General features: G+C 63.7%; 14 protein-coding genes. 4 read left to right on the forward strand and 10 right to left on the reverse strand.

What is annotated here, in order from left to right:
* Window positions 1–10: 10 nt before the first annotated feature.
* Window positions 11–895 (reverse strand): Ku protein, encoded by an 885-nt coding sequence (locus IVB05_RS10785; RefSeq protein WP_247784133.1) that lies wholly within the window; start codon window positions 893–895, stop codon window positions 11–13.
* Window positions 896–994: 99 nt separating this feature from the next.
* Between IVB05_RS10785 and ligD the strand changes: the two genes are divergently transcribed.
* Entirely contained in the window at window positions 995–3,640 is a 2,646-nt protein-coding gene (ligD, locus tag IVB05_RS10790) for a DNA ligase D (protein WP_247784134.1), read from the forward strand.
* Window positions 3,641–3,863: 223 nt separating this feature from the next.
* Here the strand turns inward: ligD and IVB05_RS10795 are convergent, their stop codons facing one another.
* Entirely contained in the window at window positions 3,864–4,028 is a 165-nt protein-coding gene (locus tag IVB05_RS10795; RefSeq protein ID WP_082649702.1) for a DUF3309 family protein, read from the reverse strand.
* Between the two features lie 167 nt (window positions 4,029–4,195).
* Between IVB05_RS10795 and IVB05_RS10800 the strand changes: the two genes are divergently transcribed.
* Complete coding sequence (locus tag IVB05_RS10800; protein WP_247784135.1) at window positions 4,196–4,507, forward strand: polyhydroxyalkanoic acid system family protein; 312 nt, start codon at window positions 4,196–4,198, stop codon at window positions 4,505–4,507.
* A 94-nt stretch (window positions 4,508–4,601) separates the two neighbouring features.
* On the opposite strand, the gene treY is transcribed toward IVB05_RS10800, so the two are convergent.
* From treY to treS, 5 genes are read right to left on the reverse strand one after another with little or no spacing between them, the layout of a single operon-like run.
* Window positions 4,602–7,391 (reverse strand): malto-oligosyltrehalose synthase, encoded by a 2,790-nt coding sequence (gene treY, locus IVB05_RS10805; RefSeq protein ID WP_247784136.1) that lies wholly within the window; start codon window positions 7,389–7,391, stop codon window positions 4,602–4,604.
* Window positions 7,392–7,396: 5 nt separating this feature from the next.
* Complete coding sequence (gene treZ / locus IVB05_RS10810; RefSeq protein WP_247784137.1) at window positions 7,397–9,154, reverse strand: malto-oligosyltrehalose trehalohydrolase; 1,758 nt, start codon at window positions 9,152–9,154, stop codon at window positions 7,397–7,399.
* On the reverse strand, window positions 9,151–11,226 hold the full coding sequence (glgX, locus tag IVB05_RS10815; RefSeq protein WP_247784138.1) for a glycogen debranching protein GlgX: 2,076 nt from the start codon (window positions 11,224–11,226) through the stop codon (window positions 9,151–9,153). The genes treZ and glgX overlap by 4 nt, the downstream gene beginning before the upstream one ends.
* Window positions 11,227–11,229: 3 nt before the next feature.
* Window positions 11,230–13,377, reverse strand: a complete 2,148-nt coding sequence (gene glgB / locus IVB05_RS10820; RefSeq protein WP_247784139.1) for a 1,4-alpha-glucan branching protein GlgB — start codon at window positions 13,375–13,377, stop codon at window positions 11,230–11,232.
* Window positions 13,374–16,649 (reverse strand): maltose alpha-D-glucosyltransferase, encoded by a 3,276-nt coding sequence (gene treS, locus IVB05_RS10825; protein ID WP_247784140.1) that lies wholly within the window; start codon window positions 16,647–16,649, stop codon window positions 13,374–13,376. The genes glgB and treS overlap by 4 nt, the downstream gene beginning before the upstream one ends.
* Window positions 16,650–16,960: 311 nt before the next feature.
* On the opposite strand from treS, the gene malQ reads away from it, so the two are divergent.
* Entirely contained in the window at window positions 16,961–18,910 is a 1,950-nt protein-coding gene (gene malQ / locus IVB05_RS10830; protein WP_247784141.1) for a 4-alpha-glucanotransferase, read from the forward strand.
* 18 nt (window positions 18,911–18,928) lie between these two features.
* Window positions 18,929–20,728, forward strand: coding sequence for a glycoside hydrolase family 15 protein (locus tag IVB05_RS10835; RefSeq protein ID WP_247784142.1), 1,800 nt, complete (start codon window positions 18,929–18,931; stop codon window positions 20,726–20,728).
* Between the two features lie 507 nt (window positions 20,729–21,235).
* Here IVB05_RS10835 and IVB05_RS10840 read toward each other — a convergent pair.
* Genes IVB05_RS10840 through pgl form a run of 3 tightly spaced genes read right to left on the reverse strand, consistent with a single transcriptional unit; the run spans window position 21,236 to window position 23,302 of the window.
* Complete coding sequence (locus tag IVB05_RS10840; RefSeq protein WP_247784143.1) at window positions 21,236–22,039, reverse strand: Cof-type HAD-IIB family hydrolase; 804 nt, start codon at window positions 22,037–22,039, stop codon at window positions 21,236–21,238.
* A complete protein-coding gene (locus IVB05_RS10845) occupies window positions 22,036–22,560 on the reverse strand; it encodes a gluconokinase (RefSeq protein ID WP_247784144.1) in 525 nt (174 codons plus the stop codon). Before IVB05_RS10845 ends, IVB05_RS10840 begins: the two co-directional genes overlap by 4 nt.
* Window positions 22,547–23,302, reverse strand: a complete 756-nt coding sequence (gene pgl / locus IVB05_RS10850; protein WP_247784145.1) for a 6-phosphogluconolactonase — start codon at window positions 23,300–23,302, stop codon at window positions 22,547–22,549. The genes IVB05_RS10845 and pgl overlap by 14 nt, the downstream gene beginning before the upstream one ends.
* Window positions 23,303–23,305: the final 3 nt, after the last annotated feature.

Below are 23,305 nucleotides of genomic sequence, written 5' to 3' on the forward strand. Positions count from 1 at the left end.
GGGATAGGTCTCACCCCGCCTTGCGGTGCCGGGCCGCGGACCGGTGCGCTTTCTTTGCCGTCCGGCGTGCCGGCGCCCGCCGCGACGCCGGGGCATGTGCCCGCCGTTTCGCCGCCGGCTTGCCCTTCAGGCTCGCCTTCAGCGCATCCATCAGGTTGATGACGTTATCAGGCTTTTCCTCGCGCTCGGCGGCCTTGATCGGCTTGCCGGAGGCCTTGCGCCGCACCAGCGCCTTCAGCGCGTCCTCGTATTCATCCTTGAATTTCGAGGGATCGAAATGCGCGGCCTTGGTGTGCAGGATGTGGCCTGCGAGTTCGATCATGTCCTTTGTGATCTTGGGCGTCTTGATGCCGTCGAAATAGTCCTCCTCGTCGCGCAGCTCGTAAGGATATCGCAGCGTGGTGCCGAGCAGGCCCTTGCCGAGCGGCTCGATCGCAATGACGTGCTCGCGGTTGGTCAGCACGATGCGCGCCAGCGCGACCCGTTCCTCATCCTTCATGGCGTCGCGGATCACGGCGAAGGCATCGACCGCGGCCTTGCCGTCGGGGGCGACGTAGTAGGGATGGTTGTAATAGCGCTTGTCGATTTCGTCGCTGGGCACAAAACTGTCGATCTCGATGGTGTGGTTGCTCTCGATCTGGACGGCTTCGAGTTCCTCCTTTTCGATCTCGACATACTGGCCCTTTTTCAACTCATAGCCGCGGCCCTTCTGGTCGCTCTCCACGACGTCGCCGGTCTCGGCGTCGATCATCTGCTGCTTGAGCCTGTTGCCGGTCTCCCTGTTGATCATGTGAAAGCGGGTTTTCTCGAGCGATGTCGAGGCCGGATACAGCACGACCGGACACGACACCAAAGAGAGTTTTAGCGTGCCTTTCCAATAGGCGCGGGGGGCCATTGCTGTCTCCGGCATGGTTGGGTTTGGGAACTTCAACGGTTAGTATGGGTTTTCGTTCCGGTATTGCAGCGGGGCGGTCTTGAAGCTTGAGGGTTGGCCGTGGCGTTGAAGAAACTCAGCACCTACCGGAAGAAGCGCGATTTCGACAAGACCGCGGAGCCCTCCGGCGACGTCAGGGTCGCACCCGCCAAACAGCCGCGGTTCGTGATCCAGAAGCATGACGCAACCCGGCTGCATTACGACCTGCGGCTGGAGTTCGACGGGGTCTTCAAATCCTGGGCGGTCACCAGGGGGCCGTCGCTCGATCCGCATGACAAGCGGCTCGCGGTGGAGGTCGAGGATCACCCGCTCGATTACGGCGATTTCGAAGGCACCATTCCCGAAAGCGAATATGGCGGCGGCACCGTTCAGCTTTGGGATCGCGGCACTTGGGAATCCGATGATCCCGAGCGCGGCTTCAAGAAGGGCGATCTGAAGTTCACCCTGCACGGCGACAAGCTGCACGGCAGCTGGGTGCTGGTGCGGATGAAGGGTGACCGCTACGGCGGCAAGCGCACCAACTGGCTCCTGATCAAGCACCGCGACGAGTTCGCGAAGGAAGGCGAGGCCAACGACATCCTGGAAGAGGATCGCTCCGTCGCCTCCGGGCGATCGATGGCGCAGATTGCCGAAGGCAAGGGCAGGGCGCCAAAGCCGTTCATGCTGGCCAAAGGCAAGACAAAGGCCGACGCAGTCTGGCATTCGAACCGGGGCCAAGCGGCTGACGCGCGCGCCAGCAGGAAAACAGCAGCCCTGCGCGCCACGCCGGAGACCAGGACCCGCGCGCCAGCGCCAAGCGCCAAGCCGAAGAAGGTTTCCGCGATGCCGGATTTCGTCGCGCCGCAACTCTGCGCCTCCGTCGAGCGGCCACCGAACGCGGACGGCTGGTGCCATGAAGTCAAGTTCGACGGCTACCGCGTGCAACTGCGGATCGAGGATGGCGATGTCGCGTTGTTGACCCGCAAGGGGCTGGACTGGACCGACAAGTTCGGCGCCATCGCGAAAGCAGCCAAGGCGCTGCCCAATGCGCTGATTGACGGCGAAATCGTCGCGCTGGACCACAACGGCGTGCCCAGCTTTTCGCCGCTGCAGGCAGCGATCGCCGACAACAAGACCGGTAACCTCATTTTCTTTGCGTTCGATCTCCTGTTTGCCAAGGGTGAGGATTTACGCGCGCTGCCGCTGCGAGAACGCAAGGAACGCTTGAAGCGCCTGCTGGAGCAACGGAGCGGAAAGGAAAAACTGATCCGCTATGTCGATCATTTCGAGGACCGCGGCCCTACCGTGCTGGAATCGGCAAAGAAACTGGAACTGGAAGGCATCGTCTCCAAGAAACTGGATGCGCCCTACCGCTCGGGACGCACCGAGAGCTGGACCAAGGCCAAGATCCGCGGCGGGCAGGAGGTGGTGCTGGGTGGCTGGAAGACGACCAACGGCAAATTCCGTTCGCTGATGGCGGGCGTCTATCGCGGCGGTCATCTGGTGTTCGTCGGCCTCGTCGGCACCGGCTTCGGGCAGGACGTCGTCCGGCGCATCACGCCGGCGTTGAAGGCGGCGGCCTCGGACAAGAGCCCGTTCGGCGGCAAGGATGCGCCGAAGAAGGCCCGCGACGTGCATTGGCTGAGACCTGAGTTGGTCGCCGAGGTCGAGTTCGCCGGCTGGACTGATGGCGGCAACATCAGGCAGGCCGCGTTCAAGGGGCTGCGTCAGGACAAGCCGGCGAAGGAGATACGCGCGGAGAGGCCTGCCATGACCCAAATTGCGAAGCCGGTAGCGCGGTCCGCGAAATCATCGGCCAAATCCGCCGAGGTGATGGGTGTTGCGATCTCAAAACCCGACAAGGCGCTGTGGCCCGATGGCGGCGGCGGCGAGGGCGTTACCAAGCTCGATCTTGCACAATATTTCGAGTCGGTCGGCGAGTGGATGATCGTCCACCTCAAGGGCCGTCCATGCTCGATCCTCCGCGCGCCCGACGGCATCAACGGCGAAAAATTCTTCCAGCGTCACGCCATGCAGGGCGGTTCCGATCTCCTGAAACTCGCCAAGGTCGCGGGCGACCGCAAACCCTATTTGCAGATCGATCAGGTCGAGGGATTGGCGGCGGTGGCGCAGATCGGCGGACTCGAACTGCATCCCTGGAATTGCGCGCCTGATGACTACGACACGCCGGGGCGGCTGGTGTTCGATCTCGATCCAGCCCCGAACGTTGAATTTTCGGAAGTGATCGAGGCGGCAAAGGACATGCGGCAACGCCTGACGGCGGTGGGCCTCGAAAGCTTCTGCAAAACCACCGGCGGCAAGGGGCTGCACGTCGTGACGCCGCTGCTCCACGGCGCAAGGGACAAGGTCACGTGGAAGGAGGCCAAGGCCTTCGCGCAAGGTATTTGCCAGTGGATGGCGAATGATGATCCCGAGCGCTATCTGCTCAACATGTCGAAGAAGCTGCGCAAGGGAAAAATCTTCCTCGATTATCTCCGCAACGACCGGCTGTCGACCGCGGTCGCTGTGCTGTCGCCGCGTGCGCGCGAGGGAGCCACCGTCTCGATGCCGCTGACCTGGCCACAGGTGCGCGGCGACCTCGATCCGAAGAAGTACACGGTGCGCACGGTGCCTTCGCTGCTGGCCAAGACCAAGGCGTGGGACGGCTACGACGATGCGGCGGCCTCGATCAAGCCGGCGATGAAGAAATTGGCTGGGAAGATGTAGAAGTAGTCCTATGCTGTCATACCCCGCGAAAGCGGGGTATCCAGTACGCCGCGGCGTTTCGGTTCAATCACTGCTGTCTCTGGAATACTGGGTCACCCGCCTTCGCGGGTGACGACAGCTTCTGCTTGGATTGCTGCTTGTAGGAGCGAAGCATGCCCACCATCTTTGATCGCGCATGAAACGGTGGGCACGGCTGCGCCTTTGCCCACCCTGCGATTTCCGCTCAAAGCTTCCCGAGCAGCAGCAGGATCAGCAGGATCACGATCACCAGGCCCAGCCCGCCGCCGCCGTAGTAGCCGGTGCCATAGAACGGTCCGCCGCCAACGCCGCTGAATCCGCCCAATAGGGCGATGATGAGAATGATCAGGATGATGGTGCCGATTGACATGAGTCTCTCCTCAGCCCGGTAGGGCCCTTTTGTTTGTTCTGCCCTGAGACAGGAACAACAAATCGGATTCATCAAGGTTCCTCATTGCACCGCGATAATCGGCGCGCCTCTTCCCTTCGAACCGTGTGTGGTTACATACGCTCAAGTTGAGGGGAGGATTTTCGCCAATGACCAAACCGTTGGTAGTTTCGATTCCGCATAGCCTCGGACGCGACGAAGCCATGCGCCGCCTGAAGACCGGGCTGTCGCGCGCCGCCTCCGGCGTACCGGTGCTGAGCGTCGATGAGGAGCGATGGGAAGACAACCGCATGATCTTCCGCGTTCGCGCGCTAGGCCAGGCGGCGGCCGGCCATGTCGACGTGGCGGAAGATCACGTGCAGGTGGAAGTCGTGCTGCCATGGCTGTTGCAGCGCTTTGCCGAGGTGGCCCAGACTGCGATCCAGAACCGCGGCAAGCTGTTGCTGACCAAGAAAAGCTGACGTCGCCATAGCGTTTTCGAGCGAAGCATGCCCTCGGACTTGATCCGGGGTGGATACCGGTTCGCGTCAAGAAAACGCATCAAAACATGAATCGCTAGGTGCGCGCACGTTTGCGCGGCGGCTTTACCGCGCCGGTGAATCTTGCTTTCAGCACGGCGATCGGTAGATGCGTCAGCAGGTCGGACAGGCGCAATTGTTTGGCATCGGCATCGGCAAAGCCTTCCACCGCATAGCCTTCGACGTTCAGCGCGGCGTCATATTTCTCCGGACCAGGCCAATGCCTGCCGCTGTCGGTCAACGGCGCGAACCAGCGCGTGACCACGGTGACCGCGGCCTCGCGGCCTCGCCGCCGGGCGAAAGCGATGAAATGATCGCGATGCGGTCCGCTCACTTCCAATGGCTCGTAATCGCCGTCCGTGAATACATCGGCGAGTTCGGTCCGAAGCTTGAGCAGATGCCGTGTCCAGGCCAGCTTCAGATGACCGCTCGGCCACTTCTCGACCAGCCGGTCCCAATCCGGTTTCTCCAGCGCGTCGAGCCGCCCTGCGCGTTCGGCAAAGTCGACCGGCCGCCGGTTGTCGGGATCGACCAGTGAATAATCCCAGAGCTCCGTGCCCTGATAGAAATCCGGCACGCCCGGCATCATGGCCTTCAGCGTGATCTGGCTGAGCGAGTTCAGTGCGCCCAGCAGCGACAGCCGCTGCGCCAGCGTTTGCAGGGAGTTCAGGAATTCGCCTGAGAGCGAAGGATCGAGAATTTTTTCGATGAAACCCTTTACGCCCGCCTCATAGGCCGCGTGGGGATTGAGCCAGCTCGTTTCCTGTTTGCCCTCGCGCGCGGCCTTCAGCGCATACTCCTGCATCCGCTCCGCAAACGAGGTGTCGTCCGGCTGCCATGCCCCGAGCAGCGCCTGATACAGCATGTATTCGAACGTTGCCGACGGCGCGCGCAAATCGCCATCGACCGAAAGATGCGGCGCATTGAGCAGCTTCCATCGGGCCACCGCGCTGGTCCATTCCCCCGGAATTTCCGCCAGCGCCATGATGCGCGCCCGCGCGTCCTCGCCGCGCTTGGTGTCATGCGTCGCGGTTGCCGTCATGCCATGCGGCCATTCGCTGACGCGAGCCCGCATCATCCCGTGAAATTCGCCGGCCGAAAGCGCTGTTGCGGCCGGATCGCCGCCGACCTCATTGAGCGCGAGCAGGCGATGGTAGCGGTAGAACGTCGTGTCCTCCAGCGACTTCGCCATCATGGGGCCGGTGAACTGCTGCACCTTCAACGCGAAACGTCTCACGCGCGGCGCGCTGTGGTGCGCGCGCCCGGGCTTGATCAGGTCCATCGTCAGGGTGTCGCGGAGAAAGTCGAAGATGCCGTCGTCGGCGGCAAACCAGTCGGCGCGCGCCCGTTCGATCGTCCCTGATATCAACTGGCGATCATGCGCTGATAGCCCTGAGGATGTCAGGTAGGTGCGATACACCGGGAAGTGCAGCACGTAGAGTTCGAGCGCCTGCCGCAGGCTGTCGGCGGAATAGTCGCGGGTGGAGTAATGTCCGCTGGCAATCCGGGCCAGCAGGCGCGTCAGCACCGTGAACTCGCTGGTCAGCAGCGTTTCCAGCACGCGGCGTTTTGCGTCCCGCAGGATCGGTTCGAGTTTTGGCGATTGGTTGCTGAGCTGCCGCCAGATCTCGTCGAGCGGCTCCAGGCCGCTTCCGTCGGTCAGCACCTGGGTGATTGCGTTCAGCCACTCATAACCCGTCGTGCCATGAACGCCGCTGAACGAAGGCAGTTTTTCGTGCTCGCCGAGAATTTTCTCGATCACGAGGTAGAACGGGCCGCCGCGATCACCCTGTGCCTCGCGGACCAGCCGGCGCAGGCGCTGAAAATACTGGACGGGATCGCGCAGGCCATCGATGTGGTCGAGCCGCAACCCCCCGAGCTTTCCCTCCGCGATCAGCCGTTTGACCAGCCGATGGATCGCCTCGAAGGTCCCGGCGTCCTCGACGCGCAGGCCCGCCAGCATATTGATGTCGAAGAAGCGCCGGTAGTTGATGTCGCTGGAAGCGAGCCGCCAATGACCGAGCTTGTAGTGCTGGCGCTCCAGCAGATGATGCAGCGAAAGCGTTGCCGCGGTGCGATCCGCTCCGGCGCGATAGGCTTCCAGCCCCCGGGCGATGATGTCAGAGGCTCCCGCGATGCCTTTCAGTTCGGCCTTGAAGGCAGGCGCTTCCTTGCGGTTGGGGCGTCGCGGTCCCTGATAACGGGAGGCCAGCGCAAGCATCGCCTTGCCGGGCACGCTTTCCTCCGCGCCCGCCTCCTTGACGATCATGCGCAGGATTTCGCCATAACGCTCCGGCGCGATCGGCAACCGATGCTCGAAATACCACGCCGAAAAGCTGCCTTCGCCGGCGTCATAGCGAAGCTCGATCTCGCCATTTTCCAGCGCCTGGCCGTAGGACGAGCCGATGATCGGCAGCAGCACGCCGCCGCGGGCGCGGTATGGCAACTGCTCCCAGTCGATGTCGAAGGATGCGGCGTGCGGCGAGGCGGGACCCCATTCCAGCACGTCGAGCCACCATGGATTATCGTCATAGTGCACGCCGACATGGTTGGGCACGAAATCGAGGATCAGCCCGAGATCGTGTTGCCGCAGCACGGCGCTCAGCCGCTCGAAGCCGGTTTCGCCGCCGAGCTCCGGATTGAACCGGGCGTGGTCGGTGACGTCGTAGCCATGCGTGCTGCCCTTGCGGGCCCGCATGAAGGGTGAGGCATAGAGATGGGTGATGCCGAGCGCCTTCAGGTAAGGCACCACGGAAGCGGCGGCGTCGAAATCGAAATCCGCCGACAATTGCAGGCGGTAAGTCGCGATCGGGATCGCCGGGGGCATTTTTCCTATCCGATGCGCCAGAGCACCGTCCATGGCGGGACGCTGCCGCCCAACTCGCTGCCCCAGATCAGGGTTCCCGCCGGCCCACCGGGCGCATGGCTGATGGCCTGGTCCGACAGGTTGGCGAGCAGGCGAAGCGTGGCGCCATCGCCCATCCGCCAATCGGCCGTCAGCAAACCATCGTCTGCCACCTGAGCCTTCCCGAAAGCGGCGCCGACCAGTCGGGGTACAATCTGTTGCTTCCGAGTTCGCAGCAGTTCGCGCACCAGCGTCAGACGTTTTCGTCCCGCGGGCGCCTCGCGCCTGTCCCAGTCGAGCACCGCAGAGTCCCTCGTGGAAGCCGCGAGCGCGTCGGGGACCTCATCGCCATATTCCGCATAGGCCCAGGCCAGTTCAACGCGACGGCCCTTGCGCACGGCATCGGCGAGATCGCCGCCGAAATCGCAGAAGAACGGGAAGGGGACAGTTGAGCCCCATTCCTCGCCCATGAACAGCATGGGAACGTGAGGTGCGATCAGCAGGACCTGAAGCGCCGCCTCGATCATCCGCGCGTCGGCATTGCCTTCGAGGCGGTCACCCAACGCGCGATTGCCGATCTGGTCGTGGTTCTGCAGGAAATTGATGAAGGCGATCGGTGCCAGATGGCGGCTCGGTTCGCCACGCTTGCCGCGCCGGAACGTAGATAACTCGCCCTGATAGACGAAGCCTGATGACAGCGAGCGCGCGATGTCAGACCTAGGCGAGCGCTGGTAGTCGATATAATAACCCTGCTTTTCGCCGGTCATCAGCACGCGCCAGGCGTGATGATAATCGTCGTTCCACTGCGCGCGGTATTTGCCCTGCGGCGGGTCCTGCGTGGCGTCCAGAATGCTGGCGCGGTTGTCGCCGTTCTCCAGCACGACGTGAATGTGCCGGCCGGTTTCTGCGGCAAGCTGGCCGGCGGCGGCGCTGAGATCGTGCAGCAGCGACAGCCCACCCGGCTCGACGATAGAGTTGACGGCATCGAGCCGCAGCCCGTCGAAGCGATAGTCGCGCAGCCAGTGCAGCGCGTTCCCGATCGCGAAGGCGCGGACTTCTTTCACGCGATAATCGATCGCGCTGCCCCAGGGCGTGTGCGCCTCCGTGAAGAAGGAAGGCGCATAGCGGCCAAGATAATTTCCTTCGGGGCCGAAATGGTTGTAGACCACGTCGAGCATCACCATCAGCCCGCGCAGATGCGCCTCGTCGATCAGCGCCTTGAGATCTTCGGGCCGTCCATAGGCGCTGTCGGGCGCGTACCACAACACGCCGTCATAGCCCCAGTTTCGGGAGCCCGCGAAGTCCGCCAGTGGCATCAATTCCAGCGCGGTGATGCCGGTTTCAACGAGATGATCGAGCCTGTCGATCATCGCGCGATAGCTGCCTTCCTTGGTGAAGGTGCCGACATGGGCCTCGACGATCACGGCCTCCTGCCACGGCTGTCCGCGCCAGTTCGTAGCGCGCCATGGATAGGCTTCGTGATCGATCACTTCGCTGGGGCCAAAGACGTCATCGGGCTGAAACGCCGACGCCGGATCCGGCACGTCGATCTCGTCATCGATGCGGAATTTGTAGCGCGCGCCGGCCTTCACGCCGGCGATGTCGGCGGTGAACCAGCCGTCCTCGCCGCGCTTCATCGCGTGAGGTTGCTCCAGCATCACCTCGACGCGGTTGGCCGCCGGCGCCCACAGCCGAAACCGCGTGCCGTAATTTGCCAGACACGGGCCGAATTGCCGGTCATTCATGCCATGCCCGCAAAGGCAAGCACCGACCGCGGCGGCGCGCTGGACGCGGCGCCCGAAGCGAATGCGGTGGGGCTCAGCACGGCCTCAGTCGTGTTCAGCACTTGGTGCCAGTTCTTGTACTCGGGCATCGCAGGCAATTTGAAAGCGATCTCTTCGGGGGCGGCGTTCAGCACGATAAAGATCGGCGGCTGACCTTGTTCCATCGGCCCCAGTACGTAGGCGAGGAACCGTCCTTCCGGAAAATTCCAGTCGGCTTCCTGCATCTCCTCGGCCGCCGGCGTCAGCCATAGCACGCCGTAGGAGCCATCCTTGCGGCGCCCGGAGAGCCAGCGCTGGCAGCGCAGTTGCGCGAAGCGCCGGCGCAGGGTCGTCATGTGGCCGACGAAATCGGTGAGGTCGTCGCCTGGCTTGCCGAGATTGTCCCAATTCACCCAGCCGGTCTCGTTGTCCTGGCAATAGGCGTTGTTGTTGCCGTTCTGCGAATTGCCGACCTCGTCGCCAGCCAGCAGCAAGGGCGTACCTTGCGCGAGGAACAGGCAGGCGAGCTGGTTCTTGCGGAGCTGCCGGCGCAGCGCAACGATCGCGGCGTCGTGGGTCGGGCCCTCATGGCCGCAATTGTTGCTGTGGTTGTCGTTTGAGCCGTCGCGATTGTCCTCGCCGTTGGCTTCGTTGTGCTTGTCGTTGTAGCTGAACAGATCGGCCAGCGTGAATCCGTCATGGACGGTGATGTGATTGACGCCGGCGCGCGTCGCGCGGTTGTCGTGATGGAACAGGTCGGATGAGGCGGTCATCCGGCGCGATACGTCGCCGATCAGGCTGCCTTCGCCGCTCCAGTAACGCCGCATCGCGCTGCGATAGCGGTCATTCCATTCCGACCACTGCGATGGAAACGCGCCGACCTGATAGCCGCCCATGCCGAGATCCCATGGTTCGGCGACCAGCTTGACGGTTGCCAGCACCGGGTCCTGCCGCACCGCGGTCAGAAACGAGGAGTTGCGGTCGAAGCCGTTCGGCGTCCGCGCCAGCGTGGTGGCGAGGTCGAAGCGGAAACCGTCGACGTGACAGACCTCGACCCAGTAGCGCAGCGAGTCCATCACCATCTGCAGCACGCGCGGATGGGCGAGGTTGACCGAGCTGCCGCAGCCGGTGAAGTCGTCATAGTAGCGCGGGTTGTCCTTGCTGAGCCAGTAATAGGACGCGTTGTCGATGCCGCGGAAACTCAGCGTCGGGCCGAGATGGTTGCCCTCGGCGGTGTGGTTATAGACGACATCGAGCATCACCTCGATGCCGGCGTCGTGCAGCCGCGCCACCGTGGTGCGGAACGCGTCGAGCGCGTTGTCCTGCGCATAGCGCGGCTCCGGCGCGAAGAACGCCAGCGTGTTGTAGCCCCAGTAATTCGCAAGCTTCCGCTCGACCAGCACGCGGTCGTCGATCAGCCCGTGGATCGGCAGCAATTCGATGGTGGTGACGCCGAGCCGCTTCAGATGGTCGATCATCGCCGGCGAGCACAGCCCACCATAGGTGCCGCGCCAGCCCGGCGCGACGTCGCCCCGCTTTTGCGTCAGGCCCTTGACGTGGGCCTCGTAGATGATGGTGTCTTCCCAGGCGATGTTCGGCCGTATCTCGCGGCGGCCCCAGTTGAAGGTCTCGTCGACCACGACCGCCTTCGGCATGCCGCGGGCATTGTCGCGGCGGTCGAACGAAAGATCCTCGCGTGCGCTTCCCGTTCGATAGCCGAAATGCGCGTCGCTCCACACCAGCCGGCCGGCGATCCGCTTGGCATAGGGATCGAGCAGCAGCTTGTTGGCGTTGAAGCGGTGGCCGCGCTCGGGCGCATAGGGGCCGTGGACGCGATAGCCATAAAGCTGCCCGGGCGAGACGTCGTTGAGATAGCCGTGCCAGACGTCCTCGTTGCGCTCGGGCAGTTCGATCCGCTCGAGTTCGCGGCGGCCCTGACCGTCGAACAGGCAAAGCTCGACCTTCTCCGCATTGGCCGAGAACAGCGCAAAGTTGGTGCCCCGTCCGTCCCAGCTTGCACCTAGGCGGGCGGGGCTTCCCGCGGACAATCGCATGCGTCAGCTTTCCGGTACGAGAAAGATCGCGGCCAGCGGCGGGATGGTCAGGCTGAGCTCGGGGATGCTGCCTTCGAGGGTGTGGACTTCGCCGACATTGCCGACATTGCTGCCGCCATAATGGGCGGAATCGGAATTGAGTGCTTCCTTCCACTTGCCGGCGAACGGCACCCGGACGCGGTAATTGTGATAGACGTTCGGCGAGAAATTCACGACCACGAGACAGCGCGCGTGCGCGTCGTAACCCTTGCGCAGCCAGGCAAAGAGGTTGTTGCCGGAATCATGGGTGATCACCCATTCAAACCCCGCCTGGTTGCAGTCCATCTCGTGCAGCGCCGGCACGGCGCGATAGAGGTGGTTGAGGTCGCGGATCAGGTTCTGGATGCCGCTATGGCGGCGTTGTCCCAAGAGGTGCCAGTCGAGCGAATGATCGTGATTCCATTCGCGCTCCTGGCCGAACTCGCAGCCCATGAACAACAGCTTCTTGCCGGGATGGCCGAACATGAAGCTGTAGTAGGCGCGCAGGTTTGCAAACCGCTGCCATTCATCGCCCGGCATGCGGCCGAGGATCGAGCGTTTGCCGTGCACGACTTCGTCATGCGACAGCGGCAGAATGAAATTCTCCGAAAATGCGTAATGCAGGCCGAACAGGATGTCTCCGTGATGGTGCTTCCGGTACACCGGATCCTTGCCGATATATTTCAGCGTGTCGTGCATCCAGCCCATGTTCCATTTGAAGCCGAAGCCGAGCCCGCCATATTCGACCGGCTGCGAGACCTGCGGCCATGCGGTGGATTCTTCCGCGGCCGTGGTGGCCTCAGGAAAATGTCCGAACAGTTCGATGTTGAAGCGGCGCAGGAATTCGATGGCTTCGAGGTTTTCCCGGCCGCCATGCCGGTTCGGAATCCACTCGCCGGCGGGCCGGCTGTAGTCGAGATAGAGCATCGAGGCGACGGCATCGACGCGCAGGCCGTCGACGCCGTAGCGATCGAACCAGAACAGCGCATTGGAGACCAGGAAGTTCACCACTTCGGTGCGGCCGTAATTGTAGATCAGCGTGCCCCAGTCGAGGTGGCGGCCCTGCAGCGGATTGGCGTGCTCATAGAGCGCGGTGCCGTCGAAATAGCCGAGCCCATGCGGATCGTCGGGGAAATGTCCGGGCACCCAGTCGAGCCATACGCCGACCCCCTCGCGATGGCAGGCATCGACGAGGGCGGAAAAGTCTTCCGGCGTGCCAAACCGGCTGGTCGGTGCGTACAGGCCGGTCGGCTGATAGCCCCATGATCCATCGAACGGATGCTCGCTGACGGGCAGAAACTCGATATGGGTAAAGCCCATATCTTTCGCATAGGCCGGAAGCTGTTCGGCGAGGTCGCGATAGCTCAGCCATTCGTTGCCGTTCTTGCGTCGCCAGGAGCCGAGATGCACCTCGTAGATCGAGATCGGCGCGCCCACCGCGTTGATGCCCGACGGCGCGGCGCGCGGATGCGGGATTCTGCTTTCGTCGACGACGATCGAGGCCGTTGAGGGCCGGACCTCCGCCGCAAATGCCACCGGATCGGATTTCAGTGGCAGATGCCGTCCGTCGGAGTCGGTGATGTCGAACTTGTAGCGGTCGCCGGCGTGGGCATGGGGCACGAACAATTCCCAATAGCCGACGCCGCGCACCCGCATCGGATGCCGCCGCGCATTCCAGAAATTGAAATCGCCGACCACGCTGACGGCCTTGGCGTTCGGCGCCAGCACCACGAACGCCACGCCATCGACGCCATCGAGCGTCATCGGATGCGCGCCGAGCTTGTCGTAGATCCGCCGGTGGGTACCTTCACCCAGCAGATAAAGATCGAAGTCGCTGAGCACGGGCGGAAAACGATAGGGATCGTCGAGATCGACGACGTTCTCGCCGAAGCGGGCGCGGAGCTGATAGCGTTTGGAGCCGTTCGGCAGCGCGCCTGCAAACAGCCCGGCATCGTGAATCCGTTGAAGCGGCGCCGTCTCGCCATGCTCGCCGATCGCCTCCACGTTGGAAGCTTCGGGGATGAAAGCGCGCACCACGGTATGGCCGCCTTCGCTGTGCAAGCCGAGATAGCGAAACGGATCGGAATGCTTGCCTTCGATGATGGCGTAGGCCTCGGCGGGCAGCTTGGTCATGAGGCCTCGAAGGTCGGTTGTGACAACATTCTGATGATCCCGGTCAGCGGCACGCGCAGCCATTCCGGCCGGAATGACAGTTCGTGTTCGATCTCGTCCAAGGCCTTCTCGAGCAGGAAGAAGGTCATCAAGCCGTCTGCCGCCTTCGGATCGGCCGGCCACAGCCGTTGATCGGTCATGGCCTCGTGGTAGGCGGCGAGAAATGCGGCCGTCGCCCGGTCGCGCCACTCGCCAAGCGCCGCGCCGAGCTTGCCTTGCTCATCGTGGGCCACTTTGAGTGCGCGCTCAAGGGCTGCGGTTGCCGAATAATCGATCGATCGAACCAGGCTGGCTACATCCCGCGCCGCGGGCGCCTTGCGCCGGCGCTCGGCAATACTGCGCCGCGGCGCGCCCTCGAAGTCGACGATGAAGATGTCGTCCTTGACGATCAGCAACTGACTGAGATCGAGATCGCCATGGCAGCGGATGTTGGCGGCATCGGCCTCGCGCAGCAGCAGCGTTTCCAGCCAATCCGGCAGGGCCGGCTGCAATGCCAGCAGCTGGTCGGCCAGCGGGCGGTCGGCTTCCTTCAGCGTCTCCCGCCGCAGCCGGAGCGCATCGAAAACGCGTCCGGCGCAGAGCATCAAATCGTCGATCCAGCGCTGCACGTCGTCGCGGCCGGTCGGCTCCGGTGCGAATTCGGCAAGCTCGCTGTTGCCGGCAAGCGCAATGTGCAACTCCGCCACGCGCCGCCCGGCCTGCGACATGTAACGCAGATAGGGGATCTCTTCCTCGCGCTCGCCGGGATGCATGCTCGCCGCCAGCAGGCGCTGCTCCTCAACGAAGCGATCGAGATAGCCCGCGCTCAGGGTCCAGAGGTCGCCCTGATTGGCGACGAAGGCGTGAACGACGCCGATCGCGCTTTTCTCGTTGCCCTCGACCAGCTCGGCGCTGCCAAGCAGTGCCGGCGCGTTGGGGAAGTTTGCGACGTCGGTCAGGAAGCGCCCCATCTCGATTTCGGGATTGGGGCCGGCCTGGAGCGTCCGGTAGATCTTGACGACATAGTCGTTGTCGACCAGGGCAGTGCTGCGAGGCTGCTCGGAATCGACGATGCGGATGTGCTCAGGCTGCCGGATCGGCTTGTCGCCGAAGCGGTTGGTTGGCCGGAATTCGAGCCGCAAGCCCTGTTCGCTCTCGTCGACCGTCAGCGATTGCTGCAGATTGCGCAACAGCAACGCGATGAAGATCTGGTCGGTGGCGACGTCGAGCAGGGTGCCTTCGCGGGCGCCTTGCCGAACGGCAGCCAGCGCCTGCGGATTGTAGCGCTCGCGGTCGAAGCGTACCCATTCGATCTGCATCGGCAGCACGTAGCGCGTGCTGACGCCGCGCTGCGTCGTTTCGAAAAAGGCGAGCCACGGCCGGTTGTCGCCGATGTCGCAGAACGGAATGGCCGAAGTCAGGGTCGGCCGGATCGCCTTGGGCGATCGTTCCGGATACCAGCGGCTGCGCGCCAGATGTCCCGGAAGCACGTCACGCTCGAACACGCCGCGTTCGCGCGCCAGCGACACCCAGGTCGCGTTCAGCGGCACGACAAGCGTTTCGAACTCGGGCACGGCGCGCTGCACCACCGGTGCCGACTTGTCGCGCTCCTGCAGCTCGAACCAGTAGAAGCCGTAAGGTGAGAGCGTGATCATGTAGGGCAGTTCGCCGATCGGCGGGAAGCGGGTACGGCCGAGCATTTCCAGCGGGATGCGGTCCTTGAAGGCGGAAAGGTCGAGTTCGGTCGCCTGCGCCGATCGCGACAGGTTGGCGACGCACAGGATGACTTCGCCCTGGTACTGGCGCACATAGCACAGCACCGAGCGGTTCTCCGGGCGGATGAACGTCATGGTGCCGCGGCCGAAGGCGAGCGTGGATTTGCGGACCGCGATCAGCCGCTTGGTGGCCGAGAGCAGCGAGGAGAGGCTGCGCGACTGCGCCTCGACATTGACGGACTCATAGCCATAGACGGGGTCCATGATGGTCGGCGCGTAGAGCCGCGCCGGATCGGCGCGCGAGAATCCGCCATTGCGGTCCGGCGTCCACTGCATCGGCGTGCGGACACCGTTGCGGTCGCCGAGATAGATATTGTCGCCCATGCCGATCTCGTCGCCGTAATAGATGATCGGCGTGCCCGGGAACGACAGCAGCAGCGAGTTCATCAATTCGATCTTGCGCCGGTCATTGTCCATCAAGGGCGCCAGCCGGCGGCGGATGCCGACATTGATGCGGGCGCGCGGATCGTTGGCGTAGGTCGACCACAGATAGTCGCGCTCGACGTCGGTGACCATTTCCAGCGTCAGCTCGTCGTGGTTGCGCAGGAACAGCGCCCACTGGCAGTTGCCCGGGATATCCGGCGTCTGGCGCAGGATGTCGGTGATCGGGAAACGGTCTTCCTGCGCGATCGCCATGTAGATGCGCGGCATCAGCGGAAAATGATAGGCCATGTGGCATTCGTCGCCGCGGCCGAAATATTCCTGCACGTCCTCCGGCCATTGATTGGCCTCGGCCAGCAGCACCTTGCCTTTGGCATAATTGTCGAGCTCGCGACGCAGCCCTTTGATGACGGCATGCGTCTCGGGCAGGTTCTCGTTGTTGGTGCCGTCGCGCTCGCAGAGATAGGGGATGGCGTCGAGGCGGAAGCCGTCGACACCGGTGTCGAGCCAGCGCTTCATCACCTGCACCAGCGCGCTCACCACGCGCGGATTGTCGAAATTGAGGTCCGGCTGGTGCGAGAAGAAGCGGTGCCAGTAAAACTGGCCGGCTTCCGGATCCCAGGTCCAGTTCGATTTCTCGGTATCGGTGAAGATGATCCGCGTGCCCGGATATTTCTGGTCGGTGTCGCTCCAGACATACCAGTTGCGGGCAGAGGAATTCGGGTCCGAGCGGCGGGCGCGCTTGAACCAGTCGTGCTGGTCGGACGTGTGGTTGATGACGAGCTCGGTGATGACCCGCAGGCCGCGCTTTTTCGCCTCCTGGATGAAGCGGCGGAAATCCTTCATCGTCCCGAAATCGGGATTGATGTCGCCATAATCGGCGATGTCGTAGCCGTCGTCGCGGCCGGGGGAGGGGTAGAACGGCAACAGCCACAGCGTGGTGACGCCGAGATCCTGCAGATACCCCAGTTTCTCGGTCAGCCCGGCAAAGTCGCCGATGCCGTCATTGTTGCTGTCGGCGAAGGCCTTGACGTGGAGCTGATAGATAATCGCATCCTTGTACCAGAGCTCGTCGGTGACGGCCTCAGTGGCTGGCATCCCCTTTGCTTCGACGACAAGGGTGCCATCCGGATTCAGCGGATAGGCACCGTCGATAGGAAGGGAGACGCCGGCGTTGGAGCTCTCGGCGGTTTGCGCTTTTTTGTTCACGGTGATGCCATTGCCATGGAAATGACGTCCCCGTTTCGTTTGCAGAAAGGGAGACGTAACTGAGATAGAAAGCCGCTCGACTCGCTTTGGTTCCCTTGGAACCGTTGCTGGGCCCGAGCGTTAGACACCGTCTATCTCCTTCCCGTAATTAGACAATTTCGCGACATCCGTTTGATGTTTGCGTGCAAAGTACGTGCCGAATGGACCTTTTTGCTCAAGCCAAAGCCCAGGGAATCCAGACCGAGTTCCTGGACGGCCAGGGTCACCGCCGTGTGACGGACGCCGCCGCGCTCAAAATCATCCTGGATGCTCTGCCGCCGCAGGCCCCGGGACCGTTGGTCGGCCATCCAGTCGTGGTCCGCTCCGGCCGGCCGTCGCGAACCGAGCTCCCGGCTACAGCCAGGCTTCCGGCGGCGTGGAAAATCGTTGCGGACTCAGGGGTTATCGCCAAGGGTGAGAGCTCGGATCATGCCATCGACTGGCCCAAGGACCTGCCGCATGGCGTCTACCGGCTTCAGGTGAGCGACGCTGCGACCGACGAGGACGTGCCGCTGATCTCGGCGCCGGAAAGGGCGTTTGGCGGCGAGTTCGACCGTTGCTGGCTGCTCGCGGTCCAGCTTTACGGCGTCCGCTCCGCGCGCAACTGGGGCATGGGCGACTTCACCGACCTCGCCAGCCTGATCGAACTCGCCGATCATCTCGGCGCCGACGGCATCGGCCTCAATCCGCTGCATGCCCTGTTCGACGATCGTCCGGGCGATTGCAGTCCGTATTCGCCGAACAGCCGGTTGTTTCTCAACGCGCTCTATATCGACGTCGAAAAGCTTCCCGAATTTCAGCCCGATTCCGAAACAAGCGAGGCGCTGGCGCCGTTGCGGGCCGGCGATGTCGTCGATTACGTCGGCGTCGCCGCCCTGAAGTGGCGGGCGCTCCGCAGGGCCTTTGCCGCTTTCAAGGGCAACGCCAAGCCGGGCCGCCAACAGGATTTTGACAAATTCCGCGCCGAGCGCGGCGCGTTGCTGTCGCACTTTGCCTGCTTCGAGGTGCTCCGGCGCAAATTCGGCAAGCCGTGGTGGGAATGGCCGGAAGCGTGGCGGCAGCCGGACGATGCCAGATGCGCCGCGTTGCGCCAGGGCGAGGGGGCCAACGAAATCGAGTTCGTCGAATTCGTGCAATGGACCGCCGATCGCCAGTTGGGGGCCGCCGCCGAACTGGCGAAGCAGCTCGGCATGAAGGTCGGGCTCTATCTCGACGTCGCGGTCGGTGTGCAGGCCGATGGGTTCGACGCCTGGAACGAGCAGGTTGCGATATCCCGCCATCTCGGCGTCGGCGCGCCGCCCGATCCGCTCAACACCGCCGGTCAGACCTGGGGCCTCGCCGGCTTCAATGCCGTCGGGCTCGAGCTTGAGTCCTTTGCGCCATACCGCGACATGCTGCGCGCCTCGATGCGCCACGCCGGCGCCATCCGCCTCGACCACGTGCTCGGGCTGAAGCGGCTCTATCTGGTGCCGCAAGGCTTCAGCGCACGCGACGGCGTCTACGTCCAGATGCCGTTCGAGGCGCTGCTGGCGGTGACTGCGCAGGAAAGCGTTGCGAACCGCTGCGTCGTGATCGGCGAAGACCTCGGCACCGTGCCGGAAGGCTTTCGCGACCAGATCGCCGATTGGGGCATCTGGTCGTATCTCGTGATGATGTTCGAGCGGGACGACGCCGGCTCGTTCCGCCACATCGACCACTATTTGACCAATGCGCTCGTCACCTTCAACACCCACGATCTCTCGACCTATGCCGGCTGGCGCTCGTTCGGCGATCTCAAGCTGAAGCGCTCGCTCGGCATCGATCCGGGCGAAACCGACGATGCGCGCTGGCATGCGCTGGCGATGCTGGACGACGTGCTGAGCCATCACACCATCGGCCGCAACGATCTCTATTCGGTGGCGAATTTTCTGGCGCGCACCAGGTCGCGGCTGCTCGCGATCTCGCTGGAGGACCTGCTCGGCGTGGTGGACCAGCCCAACATCCCCGGCACCATCGACGAGCATCCGAACTGGCGGCGCCGGCTTCCGGTGCCGATCGAGGAAACGACATCCACGGTCGACGTCGCCGCGCTCAAGGCGGCAACCCATGAGCGGTCGCGCGCCGCGATTTGACCCAGGCGGTGAAGCATCTTGCCGTGCCGTATCGAAGACTATGGGCTGATCGGCGATTGCGAAACCGCGGCGCTGGTCGGCCGGAACGGATCGATCGACTGGCTGTGCTGGCCGGCCTTCGATTCCGACGCCTGCTTTGCCGCACTTCTCGGCAGCGAGAAGCACGGCCGCTGGTTGATCGCACCGGTGGGGGAGATTACCGGCACCTCGCGCCGCTATTGGGACGACACCCTGATCCTTCAGACCCGGTTCGAGACGGCTGACGGCGCGGTCGACCTGATCGATTTCATGCCGCCGCGCGGCAACGCCTCCGATGTGGTGCGGCTGGTGCGCGGCGTTCGCGGCCGGGTCAGGATGCACATGCAATTGGTGATCCGCTTCGGTTTCGGCACCGATATTCCCTGGGTCAAGAAAAGCGAAGACGGTTCGGCGCTGCTTGCGATCTGCGGGCAGGACATGACGGTGTTGCGGACGCCGGTCGAGACCCGCGGCGAGGACCTGACGACGGTCGCCGATTTCGAGGTGGGCGAGGGCGACACCGTTCCCTTCGTGCTCACCTACGGCCCCTCGCATCTGCCCGTGCCCAAGCCGATCGACCCCTCATATGCGTTGAAGGATACCGAAACGTTCTGGACCGAATGGTCCAGCCGCTGCACCTATGAAGGCGAGAACCGCGACCTCGTGATGCGCTCGCTGATCACGCTGAAGGCGCAGACCTACGCCCCGACCGGCGGCATCGTCGCCGCGCCAACGACCTCGCTGCCGGAAAAGCTCGGCGGCGCCAGAAACTGGGACTATCGCTTCTGCTGGCTGCGCGACGCCACCTTCACACTGCTGGCGCTGATGAACTCCGGCTACACGGAGGAAGCGTCGGCATGGCACCGCTGGCTATTGCGGGCGGCGGCAGGTTCTCCCGCCAACATGCAGATCATGTACGGCATCATGGGCCAGCGTCGCCTGCTGGAATGGGAGGCCAGATGGCTGCCCGGCTACGAAGGCGCAAAGCCGGTGCGGGTCGGCAACGCCGCGCACGCGCAACTGCAGCTCGACGTCTACGGCGAACTGATCGACGCCTTTCATCAGTGGCGCGTGGCAAAACTCGAACTGGATGAAACCAGCTGGGCGATGGAATGCGCCGTGCTGCAGCACCTCGCCGGGCAATGGGACAAGCCCGATCACGGCATCTGGGAGCGCCGCGGCGCAGGCAAGCATTATGTCTCGTCGAAGGTGATGACATGGGTTGCGTTCGACCGCGGCATCAAGAGCGCCGAGACGTTCGGCTTCAAAGCGCCGCTCGAGAAGTGGCGTGTGCTGCGCGACGCCATTCATCTCGATGTCTGCGCAAGAGGATTTGATCCCGAACTGAATTCCTTTGTCGAGTCCTACGGCTCGAAGATGCTCGACGCCAGCATCCTGCTGCTGCCGTCGGTCGGATTCCTGCCGCCGGAGGATCCGCGCGTCTGCGGCACGCTGGTCGCGGTCGAACGGCATCTGATGCGCGACGGTTTTGTGCTGCGGCACGATCCCCGCGAAGTGGAGCAGCAACCGGCCGAAGGCGCGTTCCTCGCCTGCACGCTATGGCTGGCGGACGCCTATGTGCTGGCGGGCGAGTTTGACAAGGCCCAGGAGCTGCTTACCCGCGTTGTTGCGGTCGCCAACGATCTCGGCCTGCTGGCCGAGGAATACGATACGGCGGCCGGCCGCCAGACCGGCAATTTCCCGCAGGCGCTGACCCACATTGCGCTGATCAACACCGCGCATAATCTCTGCGCGGCGAAGAAGTCGACCGAGAAGCCGGCGATGCAGCGCTCGAAGTAGCTCTCGGTCATTGCCTGCGACAAATGCGAAGCGTTTGCGCAAGGGAGCAAAGCGACGAAGCAATCCATATCTCCGCGTGTGGCGCTATGGATTGCTTCGCTTCGCTCGCAATGACGTGGATAGGCCGCAGCGTACAGGATATCGCTGCGCTCATCCGGGCTACAAGCCATCGCGATGGCAAGTCGCGCGAGCCGGCATCCGTCTTCGCCGCGGCAGGCCCGGGCTGGGATGAACCTGCCTTATGGGAGGAGACGGCGGTCGGACACCGGCTCGCGCTTGCCGATCGTGCCGGCCAAGAGAAACGGATTCGCTGCGCGAAGACTTTGAGAATTCCTCGATTTATCCTTCACGCAGGCTTGATACGGCGGAGCATAGCGTCTTCGAGGCCGTAGGGTGGGCAAAGGAGCGCCAGCGACGTGCCCACCGTCTATCGCCGATCGTCTTTTTCGATGGTGGGCACGCTACGCTTTGCCCACCCTACGGACCTCCCGATGAAAAACGCTGCGCCTATCCGAGCTGCAGCACCGTCTCGATCGCAGCGGCAAATCCGTCGCGCTCGTTGCTGTCGGTCACATGCGTCGCGTGCTGCTTGATGCCGTCCGCCGCATTGCCCATCGCAAACGAAACGCCGCTCCTGGCAAACATCGGAAGATCATTCTCCATGTCGCCGATGGTCGCCACCGCCGCGGCCGGAATGCCGAGCCGCCTGGTCATCGCGTCCACGAAGGTGCCCTTGTCGTGACCGGGCGGCGTGACGTCGAGATAATAGGTCTGCGAGCGGACCGCGGTGGCCTCCGCCCCGACGGCTTCCCGCATCGCCACTTCGCAACGCTGCAGGAGCGCCGCGTCCGAGCTGGCGCCGACGACCTTGCAGGCTTCTCCGAGATGCGGCGCGAAATCCGGGATGATGGTCGGATCAGCCTTGATCGCCCGCTTTTCGTGCGGGACGTATTCGCCGTCGGGATTGCGTGTGTACCAGCGGTCGTTGGTGAACAGCCAGATATCGACGCCGAACGCATCGAGCACGTCGAGGCTGCGCTGAGCCACGCTCGGTCCGATCAGATGCTGCTCGATCGGCCGGAGCTTGTTGTCAACGATCGAGCTGCCGTTAAAGGCGCCGACGGGAAGCATGATCGAAAGCGGCTCGATCAGAAAGCCCATGCCGATGGTCGGCCGGCTGGAGACGATGGTGAAGCCGATGCCGGCCGCATGCAGCTTGCGTACGGCCGCTCTTGCTCCATCGGTCAGGACCTTGTCCTTCGTCAACAGCGTGCCGTCGACGTCGGAAACAACAAGCGCGATGCGGGTCATTGGGGAACCAGGTTCAATTGAGTGACGATGTCATCCACGATTCGCTCGACCGGCGCATCGATCGATACAATGATCGGCCGTTCGTTTGCTCCCGGCCGCTCCAGTGTCTTGAACTGGCTGGCGAGCAGGCCCGGCGGCATGAAGTGCCCCTTACGCGAAGCGAGGCGGGCGGCGATCAGATCCTGCGTTCCGTCGAGAAAGACGATGCGGACGTCGTTGCGGCCGTGCACGAGAATGTCGCGATAGGCGCGTTTCAGCGCCGAGCAGGCGATGACGGCGCGCTCGCCGGCGGTCGAGAGGCGGTCGATCTCGTCGGCGATCGCCTGCAGCCACGGCCAGCGGTCCTCGTCGGTCAGCGGGTGGCCGGCGCTCATCTTCGCGACGTTGCTTGCCGGGTGAAACCTGTCGCCGTCCTCATAACGCCAGCCGAGCCGTCGGGCGAGATGATCGGCGATGGTGCTCTTGCCCGAGCCGGAAACGCCCATCACCACCAGCGCACAAGGAAACTTACTGCCCACCAAAATTCTCCGGAATCGCTGCCCGGTCCACCAGCCAGACCGTCTCGCCGGTGGATCGCGCGCGGTTGGCGGGCAGGTTCTCGCCTGCGAAGAGGCGCGTCAAGATCGCACGCTTATCGCGGCCTGAAACCTCGAACAGCATTTCGCGGCAGGAGGCGAGGGTGGGCAGCGTGAGGGTAACCCGCGGGACGAACGGCTCGACATTCGCCCGGGGGACGCCGACGACCCAGCGCGCGGTTTCGTCGAGCGCGGCGTCACCGGGAAACAGCGATGCGGTATGGCCGTCGGGACCGACGCCCATCAGCACGAGATCGAACAGGGGGCGGGCGTCATCCAGCGTGTCTGCGCCATAAAACGACTGCAGTTCCTGTTGATAGAGCGCGGCGCCCCGGTCGGGATCGGCAGGGTCGGCGGTCGCGGTCGGAATCGGATGGATGTTCGCCGCCGGCGCGCACTTATCCAGAAAAATCTCGCGCGCCATGCCCATGTTGTTGAGCGGGTCATCAGCCGGCACGAAGCGTTCGTCGCCGATGAACCAGTGCACGCGCTGCCACGGGATCCGGCTTCGATAGGCGTCGGTCGCAAGTAATTGATAGAGTTGCTTCGGGCTCGATCCGCCGGTCAGGCAGATCGCCACGCGGCCGCTGTTGGCGGCCGTTCTGGCCAGCAAATGTTCGGCGGCGGTCGCCGCCATCGCCACTGGATCGGCGACCGTGATCACGTGGCGGTTGTCGTTCGCGGCCATTGT

It is taken from the genome of Bradyrhizobium sp. 170, from assembly GCF_023101085.1.
In the GTDB taxonomy this organism is placed as follows: domain Bacteria; phylum Pseudomonadota; class Alphaproteobacteria; order Rhizobiales; family Xanthobacteraceae; genus Bradyrhizobium.

Excerpts from the sequence above, each read along its gene's own strand:
- IVB05_RS10800 (WP_247784135.1), top strand. The coding sequence starts at position 4,196 with ATGACCAAACCGTTGGTAGTTTCGATTCCGCATAGCCTCGGACGCGAC.
- glgB (WP_247784139.1), bottom strand. The coding sequence starts at position 13,377 with ATGACCAAGCTGCCCGCCGAGGCCTACGCCATCATCGAAGGCAAGCAT.
- glgX (WP_247784138.1), bottom strand. The coding sequence starts at position 11,226 with ATGCGATTGTCCGCGGGAAGCCCCGCCCGCCTAGGTGCAAGCTGGGAC.
- IVB05_RS10840 (WP_247784143.1), bottom strand. The coding sequence starts at position 22,039 with ATGACCCGCATCGCGCTTGTTGTTTCCGACGTCGACGGCACGCTGTTG.
- pgl (WP_247784145.1), bottom strand. The coding sequence starts at position 23,302 with ATGGCCGCGAACGACAACCGCCACGTGATCACGGTCGCCGATCCAGTG.
- IVB05_RS10795 (WP_082649702.1), bottom strand. The coding sequence starts at position 4,028 with ATGTCAATCGGCACCATCATCCTGATCATTCTCATCATCGCCCTATTG.
- treZ (WP_247784137.1), bottom strand. The coding sequence starts at position 9,154 with ATGAATGACCGGCAATTCGGCCCGTGTCTGGCAAATTACGGCACGCGG.
- treY (WP_247784136.1), bottom strand. The coding sequence starts at position 7,391 with ATGCCCCCGGCGATCCCGATCGCGACTTACCGCCTGCAATTGTCGGCG.
- treS (WP_247784140.1), bottom strand. The coding sequence starts at position 16,649 with ATGCCAGCCACTGAGGCCGTCACCGACGAGCTCTGGTACAAGGATGCG.
- malQ (WP_247784141.1), top strand. The coding sequence starts at position 16,961 with ATGGACCTTTTTGCTCAAGCCAAAGCCCAGGGAATCCAGACCGAGTTC.
- IVB05_RS10785 (WP_247784133.1), bottom strand. The coding sequence starts at position 895 with ATGGCCCCCCGCGCCTATTGGAAAGGCACGCTAAAACTCTCTTTGGTG.